General features: G+C 54.1%; 22 protein-coding genes and 1 riboswitch. Of the genes, 4 read left to right on the top strand and 18 right to left on the bottom strand.

The window, feature by feature from the left end:
• Positions 1–131: 131 nt before the first annotated feature.
• Positions 132–350 carry an envelope stress response protein PspG gene (gene pspG / locus ACL2XP_RS25055; protein ID WP_413736137.1) on the bottom strand — a complete coding sequence of 73 codons (219 nt, stop codon included), beginning with the start codon at positions 348–350 and terminating at the stop codon, positions 132–134.
• Between the two features lie 215 nt (positions 351–565).
• On the bottom strand, positions 566–1627 hold the full coding sequence (gene dusA, locus ACL2XP_RS25060; protein ID WP_413736138.1) for a tRNA dihydrouridine(20/20a) synthase DusA: 1062 nt from the start codon (positions 1625–1627) through the stop codon (positions 566–568).
• A 543-nt stretch (positions 1628–2170) separates the two neighbouring features.
• Here dusA and rcsA point away from each other — a divergent pair.
• Both rcsA and zur read left to right on the top strand, forming a co-directional pair.
• Positions 2171–2830 (top strand): transcriptional regulator RcsA, encoded by a 660-nt coding sequence (rcsA, locus tag ACL2XP_RS25065; RefSeq protein WP_413736140.1) that lies wholly within the window; start codon positions 2171–2173, stop codon positions 2828–2830.
• Between the two features lie 81 nt (positions 2831–2911).
• Complete coding sequence (gene zur, locus ACL2XP_RS25070) at positions 2912–3421, top strand: zinc uptake transcriptional repressor Zur (protein WP_413736141.1); 510 nt, start codon at positions 2912–2914, stop codon at positions 3419–3421.
• A gap of 241 nt (positions 3422–3662) precedes the next feature.
• On the opposite strand, the gene ACL2XP_RS25075 is transcribed toward zur, so the two are convergent.
• The 3 genes from ACL2XP_RS25075 to ACL2XP_RS25085 all read right to left on the bottom strand — a co-directional run bounded on the left by ACL2XP_RS25075 (position 3663) and on the right by ACL2XP_RS25085 (position 5350).
• Positions 3663–3872, bottom strand: a complete 210-nt coding sequence (locus ACL2XP_RS25075; RefSeq protein ID WP_413736142.1) for a CsbD family protein — start codon at positions 3870–3872, stop codon at positions 3663–3665.
• 380 nt (positions 3873–4252) lie between these two features.
• The gene (gene lexA / locus ACL2XP_RS25080) at positions 4253–4861 is read right to left on the bottom strand and encodes a transcriptional repressor LexA (RefSeq protein ID WP_413736144.1); all 609 of its coding nucleotides are present in this window, start codon (positions 4859–4861) and stop codon (positions 4253–4255) included.
• 120 nt (positions 4862–4981) lie between these two features.
• On the bottom strand, positions 4982–5350 hold the full coding sequence (locus ACL2XP_RS25085; RefSeq protein ID WP_413739289.1) for a diacylglycerol kinase: 369 nt from the start codon (positions 5348–5350) through the stop codon (positions 4982–4984).
• 126 nt (positions 5351–5476) lie between these two features.
• Here ACL2XP_RS25085 and plsB point away from each other — a divergent pair, with 126 nt between their 5' ends.
• Positions 5477–7948, top strand: a complete 2472-nt coding sequence (gene plsB / locus ACL2XP_RS25090) for a glycerol-3-phosphate 1-O-acyltransferase PlsB (RefSeq protein ID WP_413736145.1) — start codon at positions 5477–5479, stop codon at positions 7946–7948.
• Between the two features lie 49 nt (positions 7949–7997).
• On the opposite strand, the gene ubiA is transcribed toward plsB, so the two are convergent.
• The 7 genes from ubiA to pgi all read right to left on the bottom strand — a co-directional run bounded on the left by ubiA (position 7998) and on the right by pgi (position 15588).
• Entirely contained in the window at positions 7998–8867 is an 870-nt protein-coding gene (ubiA, locus tag ACL2XP_RS25095; protein WP_413739290.1) for a 4-hydroxybenzoate octaprenyltransferase, read from the bottom strand.
• Positions 8868–8922: 55 nt separating this feature from the next.
• Positions 8923–9429: a chorismate lyase gene (ubiC, locus tag ACL2XP_RS25100; RefSeq protein WP_413736147.1), complete on the bottom strand. Its 507-nt coding sequence runs from the start codon at positions 9427–9429 to the stop codon at positions 8923–8925.
• A gap of 185 nt (positions 9430–9614) precedes the next feature.
• A complete protein-coding gene (locus ACL2XP_RS25105; RefSeq protein WP_413736148.1) occupies positions 9615–11702 on the bottom strand; it encodes a YjbH domain-containing protein in 2088 nt (695 codons plus the stop codon).
• Positions 11702–12385 (bottom strand): capsule biosynthesis GfcC D2 domain-containing protein, encoded by a 684-nt coding sequence (locus ACL2XP_RS25110; protein ID WP_413736149.1) that lies wholly within the window; start codon positions 12383–12385, stop codon positions 11702–11704. Before ACL2XP_RS25110 ends, ACL2XP_RS25105 begins: the two co-directional genes overlap by 1 nt.
• Positions 12386–12453: 68 nt before the next feature.
• Positions 12454–13101 (bottom strand): YjbF family lipoprotein, encoded by a 648-nt coding sequence (locus ACL2XP_RS25115; RefSeq protein WP_413736151.1) that lies wholly within the window; start codon positions 13099–13101, stop codon positions 12454–12456.
• Between the two features lie 69 nt (positions 13102–13170).
• A complete protein-coding gene (locus tag ACL2XP_RS25120; protein ID WP_413736152.1) occupies positions 13171–13398 on the bottom strand; it encodes a hypothetical protein in 228 nt (75 codons plus the stop codon).
• 540 nt (positions 13399–13938) lie between these two features.
• Positions 13939–15588, bottom strand: a complete 1650-nt coding sequence (gene pgi, locus ACL2XP_RS25125; protein WP_413736153.1) for a glucose-6-phosphate isomerase — start codon at positions 15586–15588, stop codon at positions 13939–13941.
• 328 nt (positions 15589–15916) lie between these two features.
• Positions 15917–16111: riboswitch (Lysine riboswitch) on the top strand.
• A 104-nt stretch (positions 16112–16215) separates the two neighbouring features.
• On the opposite strand from pgi, the gene lysC reads away from it, so the two are divergent.
• Positions 16216–17580, top strand: coding sequence for a lysine-sensitive aspartokinase 3 (gene lysC / locus ACL2XP_RS25130; protein ID WP_413736154.1), 1365 nt, complete (start codon positions 16216–16218; stop codon positions 17578–17580).
• Positions 17581–17596: 16 nt separating this feature from the next.
• Here the strand turns inward: lysC and ACL2XP_RS25135 are convergent, their stop codons facing one another.
• Genes ACL2XP_RS25135 through ACL2XP_RS25160 form a run of 6 tightly spaced genes read right to left on the bottom strand, consistent with a single transcriptional unit; the run spans position 17597 to position 23405 of the window.
• A complete protein-coding gene (locus tag ACL2XP_RS25135) occupies positions 17597–19258 on the bottom strand; it encodes a Na/Pi cotransporter family protein (RefSeq protein ID WP_413736155.1) in 1662 nt (553 codons plus the stop codon).
• Between the two features lie 52 nt (positions 19259–19310).
• Positions 19311–19961: an HAD family hydrolase gene (locus ACL2XP_RS25140; protein WP_413736156.1), complete on the bottom strand. Its 651-nt coding sequence runs from the start codon at positions 19959–19961 to the stop codon at positions 19311–19313.
• Entirely contained in the window at positions 19958–20950 is a 993-nt protein-coding gene (locus tag ACL2XP_RS25145; RefSeq protein WP_413736157.1) for an ABC transporter ATP-binding protein, read from the bottom strand. Before ACL2XP_RS25145 ends, ACL2XP_RS25140 begins: the two co-directional genes overlap by 4 nt.
• Before the next feature lie 2 nt (positions 20951–20952).
• Positions 20953–21738 carry an ABC transporter permease gene (locus tag ACL2XP_RS25150; protein WP_413739291.1) on the bottom strand — a complete coding sequence of 262 codons (786 nt, stop codon included), beginning with the start codon at positions 21736–21738 and terminating at the stop codon, positions 20953–20955.
• A 33-nt stretch (positions 21739–21771) separates the two neighbouring features.
• Positions 21772–22611, bottom strand: a complete 840-nt coding sequence (locus ACL2XP_RS25155; RefSeq protein ID WP_413736158.1) for an ABC transporter permease — start codon at positions 22609–22611, stop codon at positions 21772–21774.
• The gene (locus ACL2XP_RS25160; RefSeq protein ID WP_413736159.1) at positions 22608–23405 is read right to left on the bottom strand and encodes an alkaline phosphatase family protein; all 798 of its coding nucleotides are present in this window, start codon (positions 23403–23405) and stop codon (positions 22608–22610) included. Before ACL2XP_RS25160 ends, ACL2XP_RS25155 begins: the two co-directional genes overlap by 4 nt.
• Positions 23406–23409: the final 4 nt, after the last annotated feature.

The raw sequence follows: 23409 nt of genomic DNA on the forward strand, positions 1-23409 counted from the left end.
GTATCGCAAAGCGCCGTTCATGCAATGAAAAGGGTAAACCTGTGATCGGCTGCACGTTAATACGCTATTTCTGCTTTATACATCCGGTCTTATGTATGGCCATGCCATACGCCCGGCCGGGGCCGGACATATCAATAGCGCCGCAGTTGGGGACGCTTCACTGCCCGCCATACCCAAGCGACAACCAGGGCCAGCAGCAGCCATGGCAATAATTTTATCGCCATCACAAACAAGCCGGCGAACATCATGGCGAAAGTGCCGACCGCCAGCGCCGCCAGCACGCCGAGAATGGAAATCCCGGTCAGCAGCAGCATCATAAAAAACCCGATGACAAAGAAAATCTCTAACATGGCAGGCTCCTGTATAACGGGGAAGTCCCGTCTCGTTAAGGTGTTTAGGGTCCATCTTCCATCCTGCGATATCCCCTAATGTCCCATAATGACTATCAATAAACATGCCAGGTTTTTATAAATTTAATTAATTGATTTTTAAAGAGATTAATTTGCAGACGATGGAGAGCTTGGCCATTTTCGCCATCAATTAGTCAAGCACGCCATGCCGGTAATCACTGGCTGACCTCGGCCGCGGCCGGCGACACGGGCTTAAGCTTGGCCAGCGCCTGCTCGACCACCGTTATGCCGGCCCCCGGTTTATGGGCATTTTCGCTGAGATAACGCCGCCACTGTCGCGCGCCGGGTATCCCCTGGAACAACCCCAGCATATGGCGGGTGATATGGCCAAGGTAAGTCCCCCGGGCCAGCTCCTGCTCAATATAGGGCAGCATGGCGCACACCACCGCCGTCATATCGCTGTAGGGATCGGTTTTGCCAAATATCCTGCTATCCGCCTGGGCCAAAATGCCGGGGTTTTGATAGGCTTCGCGCCCTATCATTACGCCGTCCACGCATTGCAAATGTCGCTGCGCCTCGGCAAGATTTTTTATGCCGCCATTAATCGCCAGCGTTAAACCAGGAAAATCCCGTTTCAACTGGTATACGCGTTCGTAATCCAACGGCGGTATTTCGCGGTTTTCCTTGGGACTTAAGCCCGACAGCCAAGCCTTGCGGGCATGAATGATAAACGTATCGCACCCCCCGCGTTCGGCAACGGTCTGGATAAATTCACACAAAAAAGCATAGCTGTCCCGATCGTCGATACCGATACGGGTTTTTACGGTGACGGGAATCGATACCGCTGAACGCATGGCGTCGATACATTCAGCCACCCGCTGCCGCTCCGCCATCAAGCAGGCGCCGAAGCGCCCATTTTGCACCCGATCGGACGGACAACCGACATTGAGATTAATCTCATCATAGCCGCGCTGTTCTGCCATGCGGGCGCATTGCGCCAAGGCATCGGGTTCGCTGCCGCCTAATTGTAATGCCAGGGGATGCTCAGCCTCGTTAAAGGCGAGGTAATCCCCTTTGCCATGCAGCAACGCGCCGGTGGTTACCATTTCCGTATACATAAGCGTATGGCGCGTCAGCAGGCGCAGGAAATAGCGGCAGTGGCGGTCGGTCCAATCCAGCATCGGCGCGACGGAAAGGCGCTGGGGGGTGATGTAACCGGGGACGGCGGGCTGAGCGTCGGATTCAAAGGGACGCTGCAAGGAATTATCGACACGCATAAGATCAAATCAATCGTCTGGGGGTTTACACCCGAAGGTGCCTGATTATGGATTTTGCCGTTGCTTTTTTCATTGCCAGGGCGAAGCCAAGTATTTATCTATTGTATCACAGAAAAAATGAAGAAATCAGGGGACGCAATGGACGATAGCGGCCAGGGTCCAGGAGAGTCATAGTGCGACAAACCGCCGTGTTATTAACATATTTTTAACGCAAATACCCTTGAGCCAGGGCCAGAAAGTACATCAAATACCAAAAAACCACCAATCCGTCCCAAATGGGGGTTCCATGATTTACAAAATGATCATAATCATTTATCACATAACCCTAACACGCATCTTATCGGTACGTTGGTGGAAGGTAGAGTATGAACGGGTTTATTAAGCTTGCGATGTGTTTCCGGTTTTCAATAATCACCCATTGCGCACAAAGCATAAAAATAAACGCAGATCTTCCACGACCGGATACTCTAATAATAAAAACATAAATTTTCTCTTGCCCGTCCTCCGGGGCCGATTTTTTATCGCCACCCCTTTTGTCATGAAATGACATACACTGCAGATGACGCTATTATTATGACTGTTTTTATCTTGGACCCCTGCACATATACCAGATACGCATTAAGAAGCTCATTAGTCGCCAATGGAATAAAAGGCACGATACGTGACCTGGAAAACGTCAATGCGTTAAAAAATAAATGCAAAAGAACCGCGCCATCAATCATTTTTATAAATCAAAATTACTTTCAATATCATGATGATGGTAGTGATTTAAAATCCATTATCGATACACAGCCCTTAACGTTATTTTTTATTTTCATTGGCAATGAAAATATAAAATTTCACGATTTTGTACCAATAAAAGACAATGTAATTATCGTGTCGAAATTCATAAAGATGAGTTCAATTATCATGATAATTCAATATTTCATGGATACCAAAGCGTGGCAAAGTGACAATTCAGTATTGGGATTTTCTCCTTTGCACTTCAGCAAAACAGAAGCCGAGATTCTAAAAATGTGGATGTCAGGTTTCAACACCATGCATATATGCTCACAGTTGGGTATTAAAGAGAAAACGCTTTCTTCACATAAAATAAATATCAAACGTAAAACCAAAGCTACTAATAAGCAGATTATTTACCATTTAATCTCAATTGCCAATAGAGTCACGGATAATATTAACTTCCGTTACCCGGTTGCGTGACAAGACGGTACACATCCCGTACTCGGCGTTTTTACACCTTCATGGTAAGATGGACTGCGGAATTAGCTGCGGGGAATCCCTATGAATGCAACAACCCAGTCTCAATTACTCAGTCAGGCGGAACAACTGTGCGAACAACGTAATGTGCGCCTGACGCCACAGCGCCTGGAAGTGTTGCGCCTGATGACCCAGCAGGAGGGCGCCATCAGCGCCTATGACCTGCTGGACTTGCTCAGGGTATCGGAACCCCAGGCCAAGCCGCCAACTATTTACCGAGCGCTGGATTTTCTGCTGGAACAAGGATTTATCCATCGCGTGGAGTCCACCAATAGCTTTGTGCTTTGCCACCACTTTGAACAACCGGGCCACACGTCCGCTTTTTTCATCTGCGATCGCTGTGGCCAGGTCACGGAGCAATCAACCGAGGGCATTGAGGACATATTGCAGAAGATGGCTAAGGCCGCCGGTTTCGCCATGCGCCATAACGTGGTGGAAGCGCATGGGTTTTGCCCTGCCTGCACGGACGTACAGGCCTGCGAAAGCCCGCAAGATTGCCATCATGACCATAGCATCACTATAAAAAAGCGTTGATAACGTTGTTGCTTGCCCGGATAAATCAGCAAAGATTTTTAATATAATGGCCGCTAGCCCGCATTGAAAAATCATTATTACGGCTGTTTTTGAACCAAGCGGGTCAAGCGGGTAAAGATAAATAAGGTGGGGACAAATAATGCAGCGGCATAAAGCCGGGTGGTACGTCCTTGTACCTTTGGGTAGGAACACTGCTAAAGAAATAACCTCTTGGTACCACGGTTATTTCTTTTTAGACAAGCTACCAACGATATTTATTGCGGGATTCCCAGTCTTTGACTTCCGTTTCGGCGGCATCTTTGCCGTAACCGTAACGTTCCTGGATTTTCCCGATTAATTGCTCGCGTTTGCCTTCAACAACGGTCAAATCATCATCGGTGAGTTTACCCCATTGTTCTTTGATTTTACCTTTGAACTGTTTCCAATTGCCGCTGGCTTCGTCTTTGTTCATCGGAGTTCTCCTTGGTCTTCGGTTAATCAATTAACTTACTATGCATCGGTTAATGAAAAACAAAAAAAATCTGATTCATCTACCGGAGGTCATAAGCTAACCCTATGGCTATAAGTATAGCAGCGCATTTGGTATAAGCATTATTTCGCAGCAGAATAGCCCAGGCTTACCGGCTTTTCATCTGGAAGCGGTCGATAAAACCAGGGTAAACAGCGGGTAGCAGAAGAAAAGGGAAAGAACGGTAAATGTAACAATATGTGTCGGCAGGGCCACCCTGGAGCCGTAGCCAGCAACAGGGGAGGCCGGGAATTGATAGCGTTTTTAGCCGCGTAAATTCACGAGGCCGGCGCAGCGGCACCGGTTTTGGCTACGGCTGCGGGTTAAATCCAGTTGCCGTTGCGGATAACGCCAACCGCCAGCCCTTCAATGGAGAGTTCCTGATGGCGAAGATCGACGATAATGGGCGCGAATTCGCTGTTTTCAGGCAATAACTCCACAATATTGCCATGTTTCTTCAGGCGCTTAACCGTTACTTCATCGTTGATTCGCGCCACCACTACCTGGCCGTTATGCGCGTCCTGGGTTTTGTGCACCGCCAGCAGGTCGCCGTCCATAATGCCGATATCCTTCATGGACATGCCGCTTACCCGCAGCAGGAAATCAGCATGGGGTTTAAACAGGTCGGGGTCTATTTGATAGTGGCTTTCTATGTGCTGTTCCGCAAGCAGAGGCTCGCCGGCGGCCACGCGGCCAATGAGCGGCAGGCCGGTTTCTTCTTCGATTAATAACCGGATGCCACGTGAGGCGCCCGAGACAATTTCGATAGCGCCTTTACGCGCCAGCGCCTTGAGGTGCTCTTCAGCGGCGTTGGGGGACTTGAACCCCAGGCGCTGGGCGATCTCCGCGCGGGTCGGCGGCATACCGGTTTGCGATATGTGATCGCGTATAAGCTCAAAAACCTCTTGCTGTCTGGCGGTTAACGCTTTCATTCCGTCCCCTGTTTGTTTATACAGTCTTTCTGCGAGTATATACAGGTCCGGCGCAATTGAAAACCTTCAACGTACCAAAATGCGATAAAATCCCGGCCAAGGGGGCCTGAAAACGCAAGATCAGGCGAAGTGCCGCCACAACAACATCCCCCAGACGAACAAGGCCAGAATAATGGCCAGCGTGACCGCGGCCGACCCCAGATCCTTCGCCCTACCGGAAAGCGGGTGCAATTCGGGCCCGATACGGTCAACCACGGCTTCTATAGCGCTATTGATAATTTCGATCACCACCACCAGCCACACAGATCCGATCAATAAAATTCGCGAAACGGGGTCTGATTCGAGATAACATGCAATGACGATCGCCAAGATGGCAACCACCACTTCCTGACGGAAAGCGGCTTCATGACGCCAGGCGGCGCAAAATCCTTTTATTGAGTATCCCGTGGCTTTATAGATGCGACTAAGCCCGCTGGTTTGGTTTGCCATAATTTTTATGCACAGAGAGAAAATAGCGCCCATGTTACCTGTTCTTCGCGTTCGTATCACCACAGATCTGCCGCGCGGTTTCTGGTATTCTTGAGTCGCAATGCTAACAAGGGGCTTCACAAAGATATGTCAGGTTGGCGTACTATTTTTTACACGTTCTTGGATTTACCGCTCAGGCTGCTGGTGCGAAGCAAAGTCATTCCCGCGAATCCACGGGAAGAAACCGGTTTGGACCCTCTGCGGCCAATAATGTATGTGTTACCATATAATTCAAAAGCGGACTTACTCACGCTGCGCGCGCAATGTTTGCATCTCCAATTACCCGACCCCTTGATTCCCTTGGAAATCGACGGCGTCGTCTTGCCGCGTTACGTTTTTATCCATGATGGTCCGCGCGTCTTCTCTTATTTCTCGGAAAAACTCGAATCCGTAAAGCTGTTTCACGACTATCTGGACTTGCACCGCAACAATCAGCAACTCGATGTACAAATGGTGCCCGTATCCATCATGTTCGGCCGCTCTCCCGGACGCGAGGCGCAGCAAAACCAGCCCGCCCCCCAGTTGCGCCTGCTTAACGGTTTTCAAAAATTTATCGCCGTACTGTGGCTGGGACGCGATAGCTTCGTCCGCTTCTCCAATCCGCTGTCCATGCGCTATATGGCGACGGAACACGGTACCGACAAAACCATCGCGCAAAAGCTCGCCCGCGTCGCCATGATTCATTTCGCGCGCCAACGTCTGGTGGCGGTGGGGCCGCGTTTGCCGGTCCGCCAGGATTTGTTTAATAAATTATTGGCGTCCAAGGCGATCGAAAAAGCCGTCGAAGATGAAGCCCGCACCAAAAAAATCTCCGCGGAAAAAGCGCAGCAAAACGCCATCGCCCTCATGGAAGAAATTGCGGCGGACTTTTCTTACGAGGCGGTACGCCTCTCCGATCGCGTATTGAGCTGGACCTGGAACCGTCTTTACCAAGGGCTGCATGTTCGTAATGCCGAACGCGTACGCCAACTGGCGGAAGACGGTCATGAGATAGTCTACGTACCCTGTCATCGCAGCCATATGGACTATTTATTATTATCCTATGTGCTTTACCACCAGGGCCTGGTGCCGCCGCATATCGCCGCGGGCATCAATTTGAATTTCTGGCCCGCGGGCCCGATTTTCAGGCGCCTGGGCGCATTTTTCATCCGCCGCACCTTTAAGGGCAACAAACTCTACTCCACGATTTTCCGTGAATATTTGGGCGAGCTGTTTACCCGGGGTTATTCGGTGGAATATTTCATGGAAGGCGGGCGCTCGCGTACCGGGCGGTTGCTTGAACCCAAAACCGGTACGCTGACCATGACCATCCAGGCCATGCTGCGCGGGGGCAATCGGCCGATTACCCTGGTGCCGATTTATGTGGGTTATGAACATGTCATGGAAGTGGGCACCTACGCCAAAGAGCTGCGCGGCGCCACCAAAGAGAAAGAGGGATTTGTGCAAATGGTCCGCGGGTTGCGTAAATTACGTAATCTGGGCCAGGGGTATGTCAATTTTGGCGAGCCCTTATCCCTAAGCACCTATCTTAACCAGAACGTGCCGCAATGGCGCGACTCCATCGATCCCATTGACGCCCAGCGGCCTTCCTGGCTGGCGCCGGCGGTGGATGATATCGCCGCGAAAATCATGGTGCGTATCAACAACGCGGCGGCGGCCAACGCCATTAATCTGTGCTCCACGGTATTACTGGCCTCCCGTCAGCGCTCGCTTACCCGCGAGCAGTTGTTGCAGCAGCTCACCTGCTATTTGGCGTTGCTGCGCAACGTGCCTTATGCGTCCGATGTGACGGTACCCGAGTCCACCGCGCAGGAACTGCTGGAGCACGCCCTGGCGATGAATAAGTTCAGCATCGAAAAGGATACTATCGGCGATATTATTTATTTGTCCCGCGAGCAGGCGGTGCTGATGACGTATTACCGCAATAATATCCAGCATCTGTTTATCCTGCCTTCGCTGGTCGCCAGTATCGTTATCGGTCATCCCGGCATCGACCGGAAACAGTTATTGCGCCGGATAAACCTGTTCTATCCCATGATGAAGGCCGAACTGTTCATGCAGCATGAGAACACCGATCTCGGCCCTATTATCGATTCGCTGATTGAAGAGCTGGTACGCCAAGGGTTGATTTTCGATCGCGACCGGCAATTATTACTTAACCCGGCGCAGGCGCAAACCCTGCAGCTACTGGCGGCCAGCGTGCGTGAAACGCTGCAACGCTATGCCATCACCTTTTCACTGCTGCGCATCAATCCCGAGATCAACCGGGGCACGCTGGAGAAAGAGAGCCGCATCATGGCCCAACGCCTTTCGGTGCTGCATGGCATAAATGCGCCGGAATTCTTCGACAAAGCGGTATTCTCCACCCTGGTGGCTACGCTGCGCGAGGAAGGTTATATCAGCGACAGCGGCGACGCCATCGGCGAGAGGGTAAGGGAAATGAGCGAGATACTCAGCGAACTGCTTACGCCGGAAGTCCGGCTTACCATTGAAAGCGCCAGCGTATTAGCTAACGCCCCCGCCGTCGAGCCGCCGGGCGAGGCGTCGATGACGGTATGACGCGCCCATGACGGGCGCGGGCTTATCCATGCCCGTACCCGTCAGCGGCTTAAGACTGTCCCGTACCCGTTCCAAGCAAACTCAGCGCGATACCCACAAAGACCACCATGCCTACCAGGTTGTTATTCAGAAACGCTTTAAAGCAGGCGTCCCGCTCGCGCCGGACAATCATTTTTTGCTGATAGACAAACATGGCCCCGGCGATCAATAGCGACGCGTAAAAAGGCCAGCTTAGCCCCATCAGCCCCCCCAGCAGCAGTAGCAGCAGCAGCGTGGCCGCTTGCAGGCCGCCGACGATAGCTTTGTCATAACGGCCAAACAGGATAGCGGTGGATTTTACGCCAATGCGCAGGTCGTCATCGCGATCTACCATGGCATATAGCGTATCGTAGGCTACCGTCCAGAGGATGTTCGCCGCAAACAGCAGCCAACAGGCTAAAGGTAAGGACTCACTTACAGCTGCGTATCCCATGGGAATTGACCAGCCGAAAGCCGCGCCCAGCACCAGTTGCGGCAGGTGGGTGACCCGCTTCATAAAGGGATAAACCCAGGCCAGCGCCAATCCCGCCACCGATAGCGCGATAGTCATGGTATTGAGAGTCAGGACTAAGCCAAACGAGAGTCCCACCAGGATCACAAACAGGATTTTCGCTTCTTTCTCGCTAATAAGGCCGCTGGGAAGCGGCCGCGAGGCGGTACGCTTAACGTGTCCGTCAATTTTGCGGTCGGCATAATCATTAACCACGCATCCGGCGGCCCGCATAAAAAAAACGCCCAGGATAAACACCATCAGCGTACCAAGAGCGGGCGTGCCCCGCCCGGCCAGCCATAACGCCCACAGGGTCGGCCAAAGTAACAACAGAGAACCAATGGGTTTATCAATGCGCATTAACCGGCACCAGGCCTGCCATTTGCCCATCGTGGCGCTTTGTTCCACTTCTCTCTCCTATACTTCATCAAACTTTACGTTATGTTTAACGATACAGCGGCGCGTCAGGTAAAAATAGCTCTGTCAGCAATAAGGACTTGCCGCTGGGCCGAAAACACGAGCGGCGCGCCCATAAATTATCCGATTTACCCACCTGGATATAGTCCCGCGCCGGGGCCTCATCGCGAAACAACCATTTGCCGAGCGGTATATCGCCAAGAGTGGTAAGCGCCCACTCCGCCCCCGCCAGCGCATCCTCGGGAATCAGGGTACGCCCTACCAGCCAAGGTTGCTCGTCACCGCACAATACGACTTCCCGCAGCCAATAGCGTTCGCATGGGGGTAAGAGCGCCACCTCAGGCCCCAGCGTTTGCGCCGGGAAATAGCCTTCCCGGCCGCGGCGGACCGCGACGCGGCGGCAATGGCGCTCAAAACGCAGGGTCATGGAGCCTCGCTCCATCAGCCAATCCGCGGCCTTGGCGTCCGGCGGCGGGTCTTGATCGGAGCGCCAAACAATAGAAGCCAATAATGAGATATAAGGATCGTCCGTCATCCCGTTCCCCATTGTGTCAGATAACCAGAGCCATTAGTGTAGCTCAGAACGCCATATTATTAACCCACCGTCCGGGGAAGATTATGCTTCGGGCGCCAGCGGCGTCGTTCACAGCGATGACGCCACTAGCGGCGCAAAAAAATGGCCTCCGGAGGAGGCCATTACTTATCGCTGATTTGGCGGGTTTATTCAACCGCCGGTGCGCGTTCGTCGGTTAACCCGTACAGGTAGTATTTACGCCCCACCATCTGACCGCCATCGCGAGTCAACGGAATCCAGTTCAACTGGGCCCGGGTGCGGTTAGGCGTTACCGTCAACAGATCCAGCGGTATCGACAGATAGAATCCCTTGGTGAATGACCCTTCACCGTAATCCTCTTTGGAGACATTGGTAAAGGTGGCGAAAGCGCCGGCGGTAACCCCGCTGTCGAACTTCCTGGAGACATCAAACGTCACGCCTTTATCCTTGGCCAGATAACGCCCGACGCTGGCCTTGACCAAGACGCCGTCCATAAAGCCCGGCTGCCAGTAGCCGGTCAGGTTGCCGGTGGCCACCTTATAGTCGGCGAACTGCATCATATTATCCCAGTCACGTTGCTTGACGTAGTTGCCGTCCAGCCCCACCGCCCAGTTCTTGTCCAGCGGACGATACAACACTTCGCCGCCGACGCCGCCGTACATCATTTCCAGATAACCGCCGTACAGCTGTCCGTACCAGCCGTCGCCCAGGCGATCGATATAGGTGGTCTGGAGGTTGCTGACATAGACGTCATTTTCAACGTACTCACGAATTCGGGTACGCACCCGCGGCAGATGCGAATCGTTCGGCGGCGCGGTGAATTTAAACCGATCGTAATTGTTGATGATATTGCCGAACAGGGAACCGGAGGTCACCCAGTGATCGGTCAGCCAGTAGTTGGCGGTGCCTTCCACCCCGATCTGATACATGTAGAAGGATTCCGGACCGCCGATGGACTGGTTAAGCACCGGCGCCCAGCCCAGTTGCAGGCGATCCCGATCGATATAATAGCCTTGTTCGGCGTTTTTCGGCACATCCGGCTCGGTGCGGCGCTGTTTAAGCGGCTGCTCATGGCCCAGCGGATAACCCGCCAGGGATTCTTGCAGGCTCTTGACGTCGGTTTCCGTGGTCACCAGCGGCAAATGCTGCCGGGTTTCGGTGACTTTCAGCGTATCGATATTTTCCGGCAGGTTATTGACCAGGATGCGGTTGGCGCGATCGACGCCTTCAGCGCCATCGCGGTATTTATACTGCTCGCCGGTCATATACATCGTGCGGTCTTTCACCTGGATATGCGGCGCGCCGTAACCGGCGTTGCTATCCATATCGGTCAACTGCTGCGCCACGACCTGATGCTGCAGCATGTCGGACTGCGGATTCGGCGCGTAGGCCGGTTTTTCGCTATCCCGGTGCTGCTGGGTCAAATCATTAAAGTTGGTGCGCAGCGTCACGCCGAACATCATGGTATTGCCGCGTTCATAACTGACGTTAAAATCCGCCCATTTACCGACCCGGTAAATCGCGCCGACGTTAACCGGGGAGTCTTGCTTCAACCGGCCGGCAAAATCCCCTTCGTAGTCGTTCCCTTCATATTCCACTTTCAAGCGCAGCGGCTGCCAGGGCGTTTGGTATTCTATACCGCCAAACAGCGCGGCCGGGCCGTGGAAGAAATCGCCGCCGTTAAAAGAACCCGCGGTGCGATGGGTATTGTTGCGCTGGCAAAAACTGTCTTTGGCCTCGCAAAACGGGTTTTTGACGTTGCCGCTATTGCCGAGATAGCCAAACCCCATGCCGAGGGAGAAATCAAATGGCCCCCAGGCTTTGCTGGCCGCGATAAATTCGCTGTCAAATAGCCCGGTACCGCCGAAATCCCGCACGCCGGCCGAAACTTCAGGCAGCCAGTATCCCTCTTCCCACAGGCGCAGCTTAAAGTCGATGCCTTTGTCTTTATAAGTCTGATCGCCGCTGAAGTTGGGGTCGTTGCTGTATTGGCGGGTACGCACGTCGGAATACCGGATGGTGGTTTCCAGCCAGGGGAATAATTGCAGGTTAACGGAATAAAAGCGGTATTGGTCGTTGTCGCGGTAGTTAAGGCTGAATTCGCCGTCCTTCGCCATGCGCGCCGTGGGCGTTTGCAATAAGCCGGCACCGCCCATATCCATTTGCGAAGGGCCCAGCGGTTCGGTATAGGACGCCGCCTGGCAGGCGGTGGCCACTGACAGCGCGATGAGGCTGAGTAGATATTTTGTTTTCATCAGTCAGGAATCCGGTGAGTCAGCAAGGAGACAATCTTTTCATTTACATCCCGGTAGGCCCTGGGCAGCGCCCATGAGGAAAACCCGACGTAGATAATACTGCCCGGCGCCACTTCATTGTGACGCCGATTCCAATAAGCCACCGGCACCGATTGATATTGCCCATCGGGCGATATCACCCAGGCATAACTTCTTTCCGCACCGCTCAGGCGTTGGTGGGTTTGCAAATAGTCGTCCGCATCGCGGCTGACCAGGTAGGGCTGCGGGCCGGTCGCCGCCACGGCGCCATAAATATGGACCCTGGTGGGTTTCGCCAGGGTATATAGGCTATATTCCCCCACCAGAGTGCGGTTGGCGCCGGCTTGTAAGCGAATCACGTCCGGATCGAGAGAGACAAATTGGCGGCCGGTGACGCGCAGGGCGGCGATCTGGCTGCGCACCTGGTCGACTGAATTGGCCAGCCCGGTATCATTATCCTGCCTTAAGTCGGCGCTCAACGCGCCCAGGCGCGCCAGCAGTTGCCGCTGTTGATCCAGCTGTGCGGCCGTGGCCAGCTTTTCCGCGATCACCGTGCCGGGCCACCAGGTCCTGCCGGCCAATTGTGGATTAAGCGTCAACTGTGCAAGATTGTTGGCCCCGGCGATAACCACCGGTTGGGTTTGGCCTGGAGAATAGACGGCCACGCGACTATCGGCAGCGGCGGAGGCAATAAAACCAGCACATAAACTCACTACGAGTAAGAGTTGTTTTTTCATGGCTTATAAGGATTTAAAGTGATGGTTTCAATCGGGAAAAAATCCGGTCCGATAAATTGTTCAGTTTTGCGCACGGCGCCGGTGCCTGGTTCAATCCAGTAACGGTTGCGGTAATGAGTATTCAATTCCGCAACGGTAACATCTTCGTTGATGACGCGATAAGCATGGGGAGTATTTAATACGCTCACGGTTTCCATGCCCGCCGGGCTAAAGCGTGACGTAAAGGTGGCGGAGCGTAATTGTTTATTTTCGGTCCAGGACTGGATGCGCGTCCACTCGGTGCCGTCGACGATGCGTTCGGCGCGCATCAGCGGGTCCGATGCCAGATTGGTCACTTCCAGCAGATTATCGGGCAGGCCAAGGGTTTTTACCAGGCGGCCATTGCGGGTAACCAGCATGGCTTTATCGCGCGTAACCCATTTCAGATCGCCGTTTTCGGCGTAGGCAAGGACGAGAAATATTTGTGAGCCACCGTTCACCCGGGCATAAATGCTGGCGTAGGGTATGTTATGGACTTGCTCAGGGGTTAATTCAACATCCGGCGTACCAAATAGCGCCACCTTAAAAGTTTCGCCAACGCCTTTTTGCGATTGACTGCAAGCGGCCACCAGAAAGCACACCACCAACGTAAATAAATAGCGCACGTCGTTTATCCCAAACGAAAGGAGACCAAAAAATAACCACACTTGCGTGTGGTTATCGAGTAGTTATTATTACTGCACCGTTGAGGTGGTGGTACCGGTGCTAGGCGTAATGCCCTGGCCGCCGTCGTCGTCGTTGTGGGTGCCGATTAACGCGGCTGTAGCGATCAGCGCCACGGCACCAACGCCGACTGCCGTAGCCGCGCCGGCGCTTAAACCAGACGCAGTAGCGGTATTGCCGCTGCTGTTGCCGGTGGTGGTTGCCGGTGCGGCAGCAAGCGCATAAGAACCACTAGCCATCAACATCGCAGCTATTACTACACTAAACAGTTTATTCATATTTATTACCTTTGATTCATGAGGATGATGACTATAAAGCAATGAAATGTTGATTTGCCTTATATAAGCATCATAAAGCAATATAATGCAATAAAATATATCTTGCATTCATCAGGCGGGGATTAGTTGAAAAAATGCGCAAGAAAAGTCTTGAGCCTTAGAAACCAGAATATTTCACTAGCATAAAGCCTATGATTAGCTTTAAACACTAGCAATATTGTTTTTGAAACAATTATGCGGAGATACAGAAGTTCAGCGAGGCATTAAAAATCAGACTATTCCCACTCCCGCATTGCTTGACTTCCTCTTTTTAACTTAACTAATACTAAAAGTAGGTAAGGCCGGCTACGCGGCTTATTATGCATCGCCAAGGGCTAATTGCCTGTTTTATACCGTTCGGCTGGTTATGTCAAAAATAAGTCACCGGGCATTTTTAAGAATAACGCCAAATATTTACGCTGGCGGCCAATCCTTTGACCGCTATATTATGCTATCTCGTTATCAATGACGCCAATTTTTGAAGCGGTTAATTAAGCCATTGGTAGAACTATCGTGGCTGGTAACGCTGTCGTCGGCGGCCAGTTCCGGCAGGATGCGATTCGCCAACTGTTTGCCCAATTCCACCCCCCACTGATCGAAGGTATAAATATTGAGGATAACCCCTTGGGTAAAGATCTTATGCTCATACAGCGCAATCAGCGCGCCGAGGCTGTAGGGAGTGATCTCCTTGAGCAAAATGGAATTGGTCGGCCGGTTGCCTTCAAATACCTTGAAAGGCGCGACATGTTTGACCTGATCCGGCGTTTTGCCCGCCGCGGCGAACTCATCCTCGACCACCTGCAACGATTTGCCAAACGCCAGGGCTTCGGTCTGGGCAAAGAAATTCGATAGCAGTTTAGCGTGATGATCGCTTAAGGGATTATGGCTTATGGCCGGGGCGATAAAATCGCACGGAACGATTTTGGTGCCTTGGTGAATCAACTGATAAAAGGCATGCTGGCCGTTGGTTCCCGGTTCACCCCAGATGATGGGTCCGGTTTGATACGTGACCGGATGACCGTCGCGATCCACATATTTACCATTGGACTCCATATTGCCCTGCTGGAAATAAGCGGCAAAACGGTGCATGTATTGATCATAAGGCAGGATTGCTTCCGTTTCCGTACCGTAGAAATCGTTATACCAGATACCGATTAGCGCCAGCAGCACCGGCAGATTCTGTTCCGCCGGTGTATCCCTGAAATGGCGATCCATGGCGTGTGCCCCGCCGAGCAGTTGTTCAAAATGCTCAAAACCCACCGACAGGGCGATAGACAAACCGATTGCCGACCACAACGAATAACGGCCGCCGACCCAATCCCAGAACTCAAACATGTTATCGGTATCAATACCGAACTCGCCCACCGCCTTCGCGTTGGTGGACAACGCGGCAAAATGCCTGGCCACATGCTTTTCGTCGCCGGCGGTTTTCAGGAACCAGTCCCGGGCGCTGTGGGCATTGGTCATGGTTTCCTGCGTGGTGAACGTCTTGGATGCCACCAGGAACAGCGTAGTCGCGGGGTCGAGATGTTTTACCGTTTCAGCGATATGGGTACCGTCCACATTGGAAACAAAATGCATGGACAGGTGATTTTTAAATGGCCGCAGCGCTTCGGTCACCATGTAAGGTCCCAAATCCGAGCCGCCGATCCCGATATTGACCACATCGGTAATCGGTTTGCCGGTATAGCCCTTCCACTCGCCGCCGATCACGCGGTCGCAGAATTGCTTCATTTTGGCCAATACCGCGTTCACTTCCGGCATGACATCCTTGCCGTCCACGAGAATCGGCGTGTTGCTGCGATTACGCAGAGCCACGTGCAACACCGCGCGTTCTTCGGTGCGGTTGATTTTTTCACCGGAAAACATCGACTTGATGGCGCCGCTGAGATCGCACTCTTTAGCCAGGGCCTGCAGCTTGTCCAGCGTTTCGCTGGTAATGCGGTTTTTGGAAAAATCCACCAGCATCTGGTCATCGAAGGTGGCGGAGAAGGTGTCGAAACGGTTTTTATCCTGCGCGAACAGATCGCTGATGCGCACATCTTCCATCTGTTCAAAATGCTGTTGCAGCGCTTTCCAGGCCGCGGTGTGGCTAGGGTTGATATTTTTCATGCGTAACGCTCTTCTTATGAAATAAAAAGTTGAGAAAACACTTGTTGAAAAAATAATAAATGAGAAATTTTACGTCCCGATGAAGCCGATTGTATCGCTTTGCCCGCCCCTTGCGCGGTCTTTTATTGCGATCAACGTCTTCAATTGATGTTGATTGCGCCACTGGCCCATCGGCCCGGCGCCTATGATTCAGATTAACAGAGTAAGGCAAAATTGCACTAAAGAAGGATAACGGATGATGGGTCAAAATGCCGCCCGCAATGAACTGTTCGTTGACACGAGTGGAATTACCCGCTATTTGTAGGGTTCTAGTAGCGCACCCGTTGCGTGAACCAGAAGAGGCGCGTCGCCCAGGTAAGGTTTCGGAGGAGCCGTTATCCGCTGATGAAACCCGAGGGGGAGCGACGCCGAGGTAACGTCCGGCAAACGGGCCGCCGTTACCGACCGCATGGGCTGAATCCCCTGGGTTGTCACCCGCTTTTTCGCCATTGGGCGATAGGCACGGTGGGGCGCTTCTGGGTGTATCGTAGTTCTCTACGCCTGCTCCCTGTTTTCCGCTCTTGACTCGTGCCAAGCAATAATAAAACGTCGTCTACAAGGGACACCCTGACACGAGGCATTAATAGCATGGCAGAAAAAGACTTACATTCCCCTATCGTCGCGAAATTCGGCGGTACCAGCGTGGCCGATTTCGCGGCCATGGATCGCAGTGCCGATATCGTCCTGTCCAATCCCGACGTACGCCTGGTGGTCCTGTCCGCCTCCGCAGGCGTCACCAATCTGCTGGTGGCATTGGCGGAAGGCAAAGACCCGGAGCGACGCGCTTTTCATCTGGATGAAATTCGGCGGATTCAGTATGCCATCATCGATCGGCTGGCCGATTCCCAGGTGATTCGCGAAGAAATCGACCGCATGCTTGATAACATCGCCATGTTGTCGGAGGCGGCCGGGCTGGCGACCTCCCATGCGCTCACCGACGAATTGGTCAGCCATGGCGAACTGATGTCGACGCTGCTGTTTGTGGAAGTTCTGCGCCAGCGCCAGGTGGAGGCCCATTGGTTCGATATCCGCAAGGTAATGCGCACCAATGACCGCTTCGGCCACGCCGAGCCGGAAATAACCACGCTCAGGGAGTTAACCCAAAGCTTGCTGCTGCCCAGGCTCAAAGAAGCCCTGGTGATTACCCAAGGGTTTATCGGCAGCGAAGCCAAAGGCCGGACCACGACCCTGGGCCGGGGCGGCAGCGATTATACCGCCGCCCTGCTGGGCGAAGCCCTGAACGCCAAACGTATCGATATCTGGACCGACGTACCGGGCATCTATACCACCGATCCCCGGGTGGTGCCCGACGCCAGGCGTATCGACGAAATCAGCTTTGAAGAAGCGGCGGAAATGGCCACCTTCGGCGCAAAAATTCTGCATCCGGCCACCCTGCTGCCGGCGGTGCGTAGCGATATTCCGGTGTTTGTCGGGTCGAGTAAAGATCCCGATGCCGGAGGCACAATGGTCTGCAACAAGACTCAAAACCCGCCGCTGTTCCGGGCGATAGCCCTGCGCCGCCGGCAAACGTTGCTGACCTTGCACAGCCTGAATATGTTGCAGGCGCGCGGCTTTCTGGCCGAGGTGTTTAACATTCTGGCGCGCCACTATATCTCCGTGGACTTGATTACCACCTCGGAAGTGAGCGTGGCGCTGACCATGGATACCACCGGCTCCACGTCTACCAGCGCCAGCCTGCTGACCACGTCATTGCTGACCGAACTTTCATCCCTGTGCCGGGTGGAAGTGGAGGAGAATCTGGCGCTGATTGCCCTGATCGGCAATAAGCTCTCGCAGGCCTGCGGGGTGGGAAAAGATGTGTTTGGCGTATTGGACCCGTTTAATATCAGGCTGATTTGCTATGGCGCCAGCAGCCATAATTTATGTTTGCTGGTTCCCGGCCAAGACGCCGAGCAGGTGGTTAAAACGCTGCACGGCAACTTATTCGGCTAAGGATGCCGCGGGCGCTTCACAGGGGGTTGGGGGCTTTATTGCGCGGGTTGTCGACGTCATCCACCTCATCCTCCTGGTTCAATTCCAGCACGTTATAGGCCACCGAGCAGAATAAGGAATTCACGCGTTTCATATCCCCCAGCAGGCCCAAATGCAGGGAACTGGTTTCCAGGCTTTGCACGTTCTGCTGATGCAGGCGATCGACATGGGCATGGGCATAACGGCGATCGGTAATGCGAAAACGGTGTTTGGCCCGGCGCAGGCGGCGCGCGCTGGTAATATCGCCGGATAAGAACACCGACAGGCTAAGGCGCAGGTTGGCCATCAACTGCTCATGCAATGTATCCAGTTCCTGCAGCCCTTCAGTGGAAAATGCCCGGCGGGTCGCCAGCGATTTGGCGGCGACATCGCCGGCCATACGTTCGATGATATCGCCCGCCTGTTCCAGATTAAGCGCCATCTCGATAATCTCCGCCCAACGGCGGGAGTCGGCTTCTTCCAAATCTTCCTTGGGCATTTGCGCCAGATAGAGTTTGATCGCGGTATAAAGCACATCCACATCATCATCCAGGCGCCGGATTTCACGATCCTTATTCAACTGGCCGTGCAATACTTCACGCAGCAGCAGCAACATACTTTCAACCACATCGCCCATGCGCAAGGTTTCCCGGGACGCATTGGCCAGCGCCAGCGCGGGCGTATCCAGCGCGCTGGTATCCAGATGCCGCGGACGCACCCCGAGATCGCTCACCGGCGTATCGCCGATCCACTGGGTACACAACCGCGCCATCGGCCCGGCAAACGGCACCAGAATCAGGCAGCGGATCAGGTTGTAAAATACATGGAAATAGATCACCAGCTCGGCGGCGCTGACCGGCAAGCGTTCAAGCAAACCGGCCAGAAACGAGATCCCCGGCAATACCACCACGCAGCCGATAAGTTTGAATAACAAACTACCCAACGCCACGCGTTTTCCTTCGGCATTTTGCCCGCTGGCGTTAATCATCGCCAGGATGCCGCTGCCCAAGTTGGCGCCAATCACCAGGCATAAAGCGACTTTAAACGAAATCACATCGGTGGCGGTGAGGGTCGCGGTGAGCAAAACCGCAGCCAGGCTGGAATAACTGATAACGGCAAACAGGGCGCCGGTGAGGGAATCGAGCACCACATCGCCGGTCAGGGAGGAAAACAGGACTTTGACGCCGCTGGCCTGGGTGATGGGGGCCGAGGCGGCCACAATCAGTTCCAGCGCCAGTAAAATCAGCCCCAGGCCGATGCAGACCCGGCCGATTTGGCCGACGCGCGATTGTTTGCGGCTTAAGAAAAGGCACACCCCGATAAATATTAACAGCGGCGAAAGCCAGGACAAATCAAAAGTCAGTACCCTGGCCATCAGCGCCGTGCCGACATCGGCGCCCAGGATAATCACCAGGGCGGGCGTTAACGCCACCAGGCCCTGGGCGACAAACGACGTCACCAGCATCGCCGTGGCATTGCTGCTTTGAACCAGCGCCGTAACGCCGATCCCCGCGATAAATGCCATGGGTTTTTTTTCTACGCTTCTACTCAGCACCTGCCGCAGGCGGGCGCCGTAAACACGCATAATGCCGGTACGGACGATATGAGTGCCCCATACCAGCAATGCAACCGCGGAAAGCAGATGTAACAAGGTCAACACGCGTACTGAAACTCCCTATAGGTCGAAATGCGCCCGACAATTGCCGGAATAATCACCAGCTCAGCACCGGCCATCCCGCCAGTTGCGCATGCCCCAGCAATACATCGTCGGGGTTGACCGCATAAGGGTGGCCGACCTGCTGAAGCAGCGGCAGATCGTTGCTGGAATCGGAATAAAAAGCGGCCCCGGCCAGCGCCCCGGGCTCATTCTCCAGCAGGCTCAGCAATCGGGTCACTTTACCCTCGCGGTAGGTTAATATGCCGCGGGTATTACCGGTATAAGAATCATCACAAACTTCCAGCTGTATTGATAATGTTTCCTCAATACCGAAGCGGCGGGCGATGGGCGCCACCAGATGCTCGCCCGACGCCGAAACGACAATAGCGCGATCGCCTTTTTGCCGATGCGCCGCGATGCACCTGCGGGCCGATTCGCGCATCACCGGCACGATGGCCTTATCGATAAAATCTTCAACCCCTTGCGCCACTTCGCCGATGGAACGGCCGATCAGCGGTTGCAGGGTAAAGGACATATACTCCTCCATGGATAATGTCCCCTGCTGGTACTCTACCATCAATGCCTGTTCCCGCTGGATAAACCTGTCGCTTCGCACCCAGCCCCGTTGCACCATATAGCGGCCCCACAAACTGGCGCAGTCGCCATTAATCAATGTGTCATCCAAATCAAACAGCGCCAGGCTCATGCCACCTCACACAATGTCGTTATATCTAACTGTAGACCAATCCGCGTACCGTTTGGGTGAAGATCGGCCACCGATCGATTTAATACATCCACCGATAGTTCAACGCCCTGCGCCTGTACCCGATAACGGATCACGTTACCCAGCAGGCTATGGCTGAGAATCAGCGCATCGATTCCTTGTCCCGCGCCGACCAGGGTAATGGACTCCGGCCGCACCGCTACCTGCGCCCGCCAGGTTCGCCCGGTAAGCAATCCGGCCTGCTGCGCGCTAAGCAGATTATAACTGCCGATAAACCCGGCGGCGAACGCATCCACCGGCTGGGTATAAAGCATTTCGGCACTGCCGTTTTGCACGATTTTGCCTTTATTCATCAACACCACCCGATCGGACAGGGTCAACGCTTCTTCCTGATCGTGGGTCACAAAGATGGCGGTCAGGCGCAATTCCTGCTGGATGCGGCGAATTTGATCGCGTAAATGTTTACGGATACGGGCATCTAGGGCGGAGAGCGGTTCATCGAGCAGCAATAACCGCGGCCGGGTAACCAGCGAGCGTGCCAGCGCCACCCGTTGGCACTGCCCGCCCGAGAGCTGATGCGGGTAACGGTGGGCAAATTCATTGAGCTCCACCAGCGCCAGCACTTCGTCTACGCGCCGGCGGATCTCGTTGGCCGACAGCTTTTGCATTTTCAGGCCAAAAGCGACGTTGCCATTCACCGTCATATTGGGAAACAGCGCGTAACTTTGGAAAACCATGCCGATGCCGCGCTGCTGCGGCGCCAGGGGTACCAGATCCTCTCCCTGCAACAGGATTTGCCCGCTGTCCACCTCGGTTAACCCCGCCAGGCAGCGCAACAATGTGGACTTACCGCAGCCGCTCGGTCCCAGCAACGTGACGAACTCCCCTTCCGCCGCGCTGAAATCGATATTCTCGAATATCTGGGTCGCCCCATAATGTTTATTAAGCTGTTTTACCGCCAGATAAGGCATGATTATTCCTTGTCCTTGTTAACGGTATTCGCCACCAGAGTCAGCAGCAGTACCACGAAAAAGTAGGAGATCACCAGGGCGCTGGTGAAATGGCCGCTACCGTTGCGGCTATTGTACAAATAGACCTGCAACGTCTCGAAACGATTGCCTACCAGCAGGTTGGCGAAGACAAACTCACCGATTAAAAACGAGAACGATAGCAAGACGGCGATCATGCAACCTTTGCGCAAATTAGGCAGCACCACCAGCAGCGCCGCCCGGGTGGTGCTGGCGCCGAGCAGTTGTGCCGCGTCCATCAAATCCCGTAAATGTATCGCCTGCATATTGTTGGTAATCGCCCGATAGATAAACGGCAGCGCAATAGTGAAATAACAGCCGACCAAAATCCACGGCGTCCCGGTGAGGACCAGGGGGCCGTCGGAGTATAGCTGTAATAGCCCTACGGACGAGACCACCGGCGGCACGGCGAAGGGCAGCAGGATCAAGATATTCATCACGTTATCCAACTGCGGGAAATAATAAGCGATCACAAACATCAGCGGCAGCACCAGCATCACGGCGAGGGCCAGCGCGCCGAAGCAAATCAGCAGCGAATGCCCGAGGGCTATCAGAAAGCGCGGGTCCTGCCATAACTGGACCATCCATTTCACCGTAAATCCTTCCGGCAAAATGGTGGAGCCCCATTGGCTGGAAAAAGCATAAACCAGCGTGGCGGCCAGCGGCAATAACAGGATCACCAGCAGTACCGTCACCACGCTGCGGTGATAGAGGATTTCAATACGCGACATCATCAGCCTCCATAATAAGCGGGTGTCAACACATCAGGACCGGCTATGGGTATAGCTGCGGCGCATCAGCCATTGATGGACCAGGGTGATAAAGACCATCAGCAAAACCAGAAACATCCCCAGCGCGCTGGCCATATTCGGATCGAGTTCCAAATCGCCGGCCACCAGGGCTGAAATACGAATCGGGATAACGTTGAAATTGCCGCTGGTCAGGGCAAAAATAGTGGCATAGGCGCCCAAGGCATTGGCCAGCAGAATAACGAACGTACCCAGCAGCGCCGGGGCCAATACCGGCAAACCGATGTAACGCCAGTAGCGCATCTTGCCGGCGCCCAGCAAAGCGGCGGACTCCCGCCAATCTTCCCGCAGCGCGTCAAAAGCCGGGTAAAGCAGCAGCACCCCGAGCGGGATCTGAAAATAGGTATACAGCACCATCAGGCCGGTTTTGGAATATAGGCTGAAATCGCCCAGCAAGCCATAATGACGCAGGATAAGCGTAACGCAGCCATTGGTGCCGAGCAGAATGACAAACGCGAAAGCCAGCGGAACACCGGTGAAATTACTGGTCATATTGGTAAAAGACATGACCGCGGTGCGCAGGCGGGTCGCGCCCAGCTGACGCAGGGAATAGCTGCCGATCAGGGCAATCAGCAGGCCAAATACGCTGGACCAGAAGGTGATTTGCAGTGAAAACGCGATGGCCTGGCGATAAAACGGCGAGGTCAAAATCTGCCGGTAGTTATCCGTGCCCCAGCCCGCGATTTCACTGTTAAAACTGTGGATGGCCATCCACAGGAACGGCGCAATTTGAAACGCGCCGAATACCACCGCAAAGGGCAGCATCACCGCCGCCGCCAGCCATTTGCCTTTCATTTCAGCAACTCCCGGCAAACGGGGCGATCGTGCTCCACCCCCAGCAGGCGGCAAATCGTACCGCATAATTGGGTTTGCAGCGGCGCGGCGTCCTCCTGGCTGAAGGCATCGCCGAACACAAATAACGGCACCTGCCGCTCTTCGGGCAAAATGCCGCCGTGGCTGCGATCGTCGTTCATGCCGTGATCCGCCGTCACCAGCACCTGATAACCTTCGGCCAGCCAGGCGGGTAAATAGCGCGACAGCAGGCCGTCCGCCGTGCGCGCCGCATTTCGGTACTGCGGCGAGGACAAACCGAACCGGTGGCCCGCATCATCGATATTCATCGGATGGATCAGCAGGAAATCAGGCTGGTAACGCTGGCGCAGGCTTTCCGCATCTTCAAACAAATGTGAGTCGGGATAATGATCCGCATGGTAAAAATGACCGTACTGGATGGTTGCCTGCGGTTCAGCCGTATGCCGATCGCGGATTGCGTCAAAAGGCGCGCGGTTATACAGCTCGCTCACCCAATGATAAGCCGCCGCCGCGGTGGTGAGGCCCGCCGCGCGGGCATAATGAAAAATGCTGCGGTGATGCGACAACCGCACCACATCATTATGTACCACGCCGCTTTCCACCGGCGGGATACCGGTGAGAATGCATTCATACAGCGGGCGCGATAACGACGGCAGCTCGCACTCCAGCGAATAGAGGCATCCATGCCCCGCCGCGCATTCCCCATGCAGATAACCCATCGCTTCATAGGCCACCTGATAATTCAGTCCGTCCAAAATCACCAATAGGGTCTTCATCTGG

Origin of the sequence: Sodalis sp. RH21 (assembly GCF_047324175.1) — a bacterium.
In the GTDB taxonomy this organism is placed as follows: domain Bacteria; phylum Pseudomonadota; class Gammaproteobacteria; order Enterobacterales; family Enterobacteriaceae; genus Acerihabitans.

Excerpts from the sequence above, each read along its gene's own strand:
- pspG (WP_413736137.1), bottom strand. The coding sequence starts at position 350 with ATGTTAGAGATTTTCTTTGTCATCGGGTTTTTTATGATGCTGCTGCTG.
- dusA (WP_413736138.1), bottom strand. The coding sequence starts at position 1,627 with ATGCGTGTCGATAATTCCTTGCAGCGTCCCTTTGAATCCGACGCTCAG.
- rcsA (WP_413736140.1), top strand. The coding sequence starts at position 2,171 with ATGACATACACTGCAGATGACGCTATTATTATGACTGTTTTTATCTTG.
- zur (WP_413736141.1), top strand. The coding sequence starts at position 2,912 with ATGAATGCAACAACCCAGTCTCAATTACTCAGTCAGGCGGAACAACTG.
- ACL2XP_RS25075 (WP_413736142.1), bottom strand. The coding sequence starts at position 3,872 with ATGAACAAAGACGAAGCCAGCGGCAATTGGAAACAGTTCAAAGGTAAA.
- lexA (WP_413736144.1), bottom strand. The coding sequence starts at position 4,861 with ATGAAAGCGTTAACCGCCAGACAGCAAGAGGTTTTTGAGCTTATACGC.
- ACL2XP_RS25085 (WP_413739289.1), bottom strand. The coding sequence starts at position 5,350 with ATGGCAAACCAAACCAGCGGGCTTAGTCGCATCTATAAAGCCACGGGA.
- plsB (WP_413736145.1), top strand. The coding sequence starts at position 5,477 with ATGTCAGGTTGGCGTACTATTTTTTACACGTTCTTGGATTTACCGCTC.
- ubiA (WP_413739290.1), bottom strand. The coding sequence starts at position 8,867 with ATGGGCAAATGGCAGGCCTGGTGCCGGTTAATGCGCATTGATAAACCC.
- ubiC (WP_413736147.1), bottom strand. The coding sequence starts at position 9,429 with ATGACGGACGATCCTTATATCTCATTATTGGCTTCTATTGTTTGGCGC.
- ACL2XP_RS25105 (WP_413736148.1), bottom strand. The coding sequence starts at position 11,702 with ATGAAAACAAAATATCTACTCAGCCTCATCGCGCTGTCAGTGGCCACC.
- ACL2XP_RS25120 (WP_413736152.1), bottom strand. The coding sequence starts at position 13,398 with ATGGCTAGTGGTTCTTATGCGCTTGCTGCCGCACCGGCAACCACCACC.
- pgi (WP_413736153.1), bottom strand. The coding sequence starts at position 15,588 with ATGAAAAATATCAACCCTAGCCACACCGCGGCCTGGAAAGCGCTGCAA.
- lysC (WP_413736154.1), top strand. The coding sequence starts at position 16,216 with ATGGCAGAAAAAGACTTACATTCCCCTATCGTCGCGAAATTCGGCGGT.
- ACL2XP_RS25140 (WP_413736156.1), bottom strand. The coding sequence starts at position 19,961 with ATGAGCCTGGCGCTGTTTGATTTGGATGACACATTGATTAATGGCGAC.
- ACL2XP_RS25145 (WP_413736157.1), bottom strand. The coding sequence starts at position 20,950 with ATGCCTTATCTGGCGGTAAAACAGCTTAATAAACATTATGGGGCGACC.
- ACL2XP_RS25150 (WP_413739291.1), bottom strand. The coding sequence starts at position 21,738 with ATGTCGCGTATTGAAATCCTCTATCACCGCAGCGTGGTGACGGTACTG.
- ACL2XP_RS25155 (WP_413736158.1), bottom strand. The coding sequence starts at position 22,611 with ATGAAAGGCAAATGGCTGGCGGCGGCGGTGATGCTGCCCTTTGCGGTG.
- ACL2XP_RS25160 (WP_413736159.1), bottom strand. The coding sequence starts at position 23,405 with ATGAAGACCCTATTGGTGATTTTGGACGGACTGAATTATCAGGTGGCC.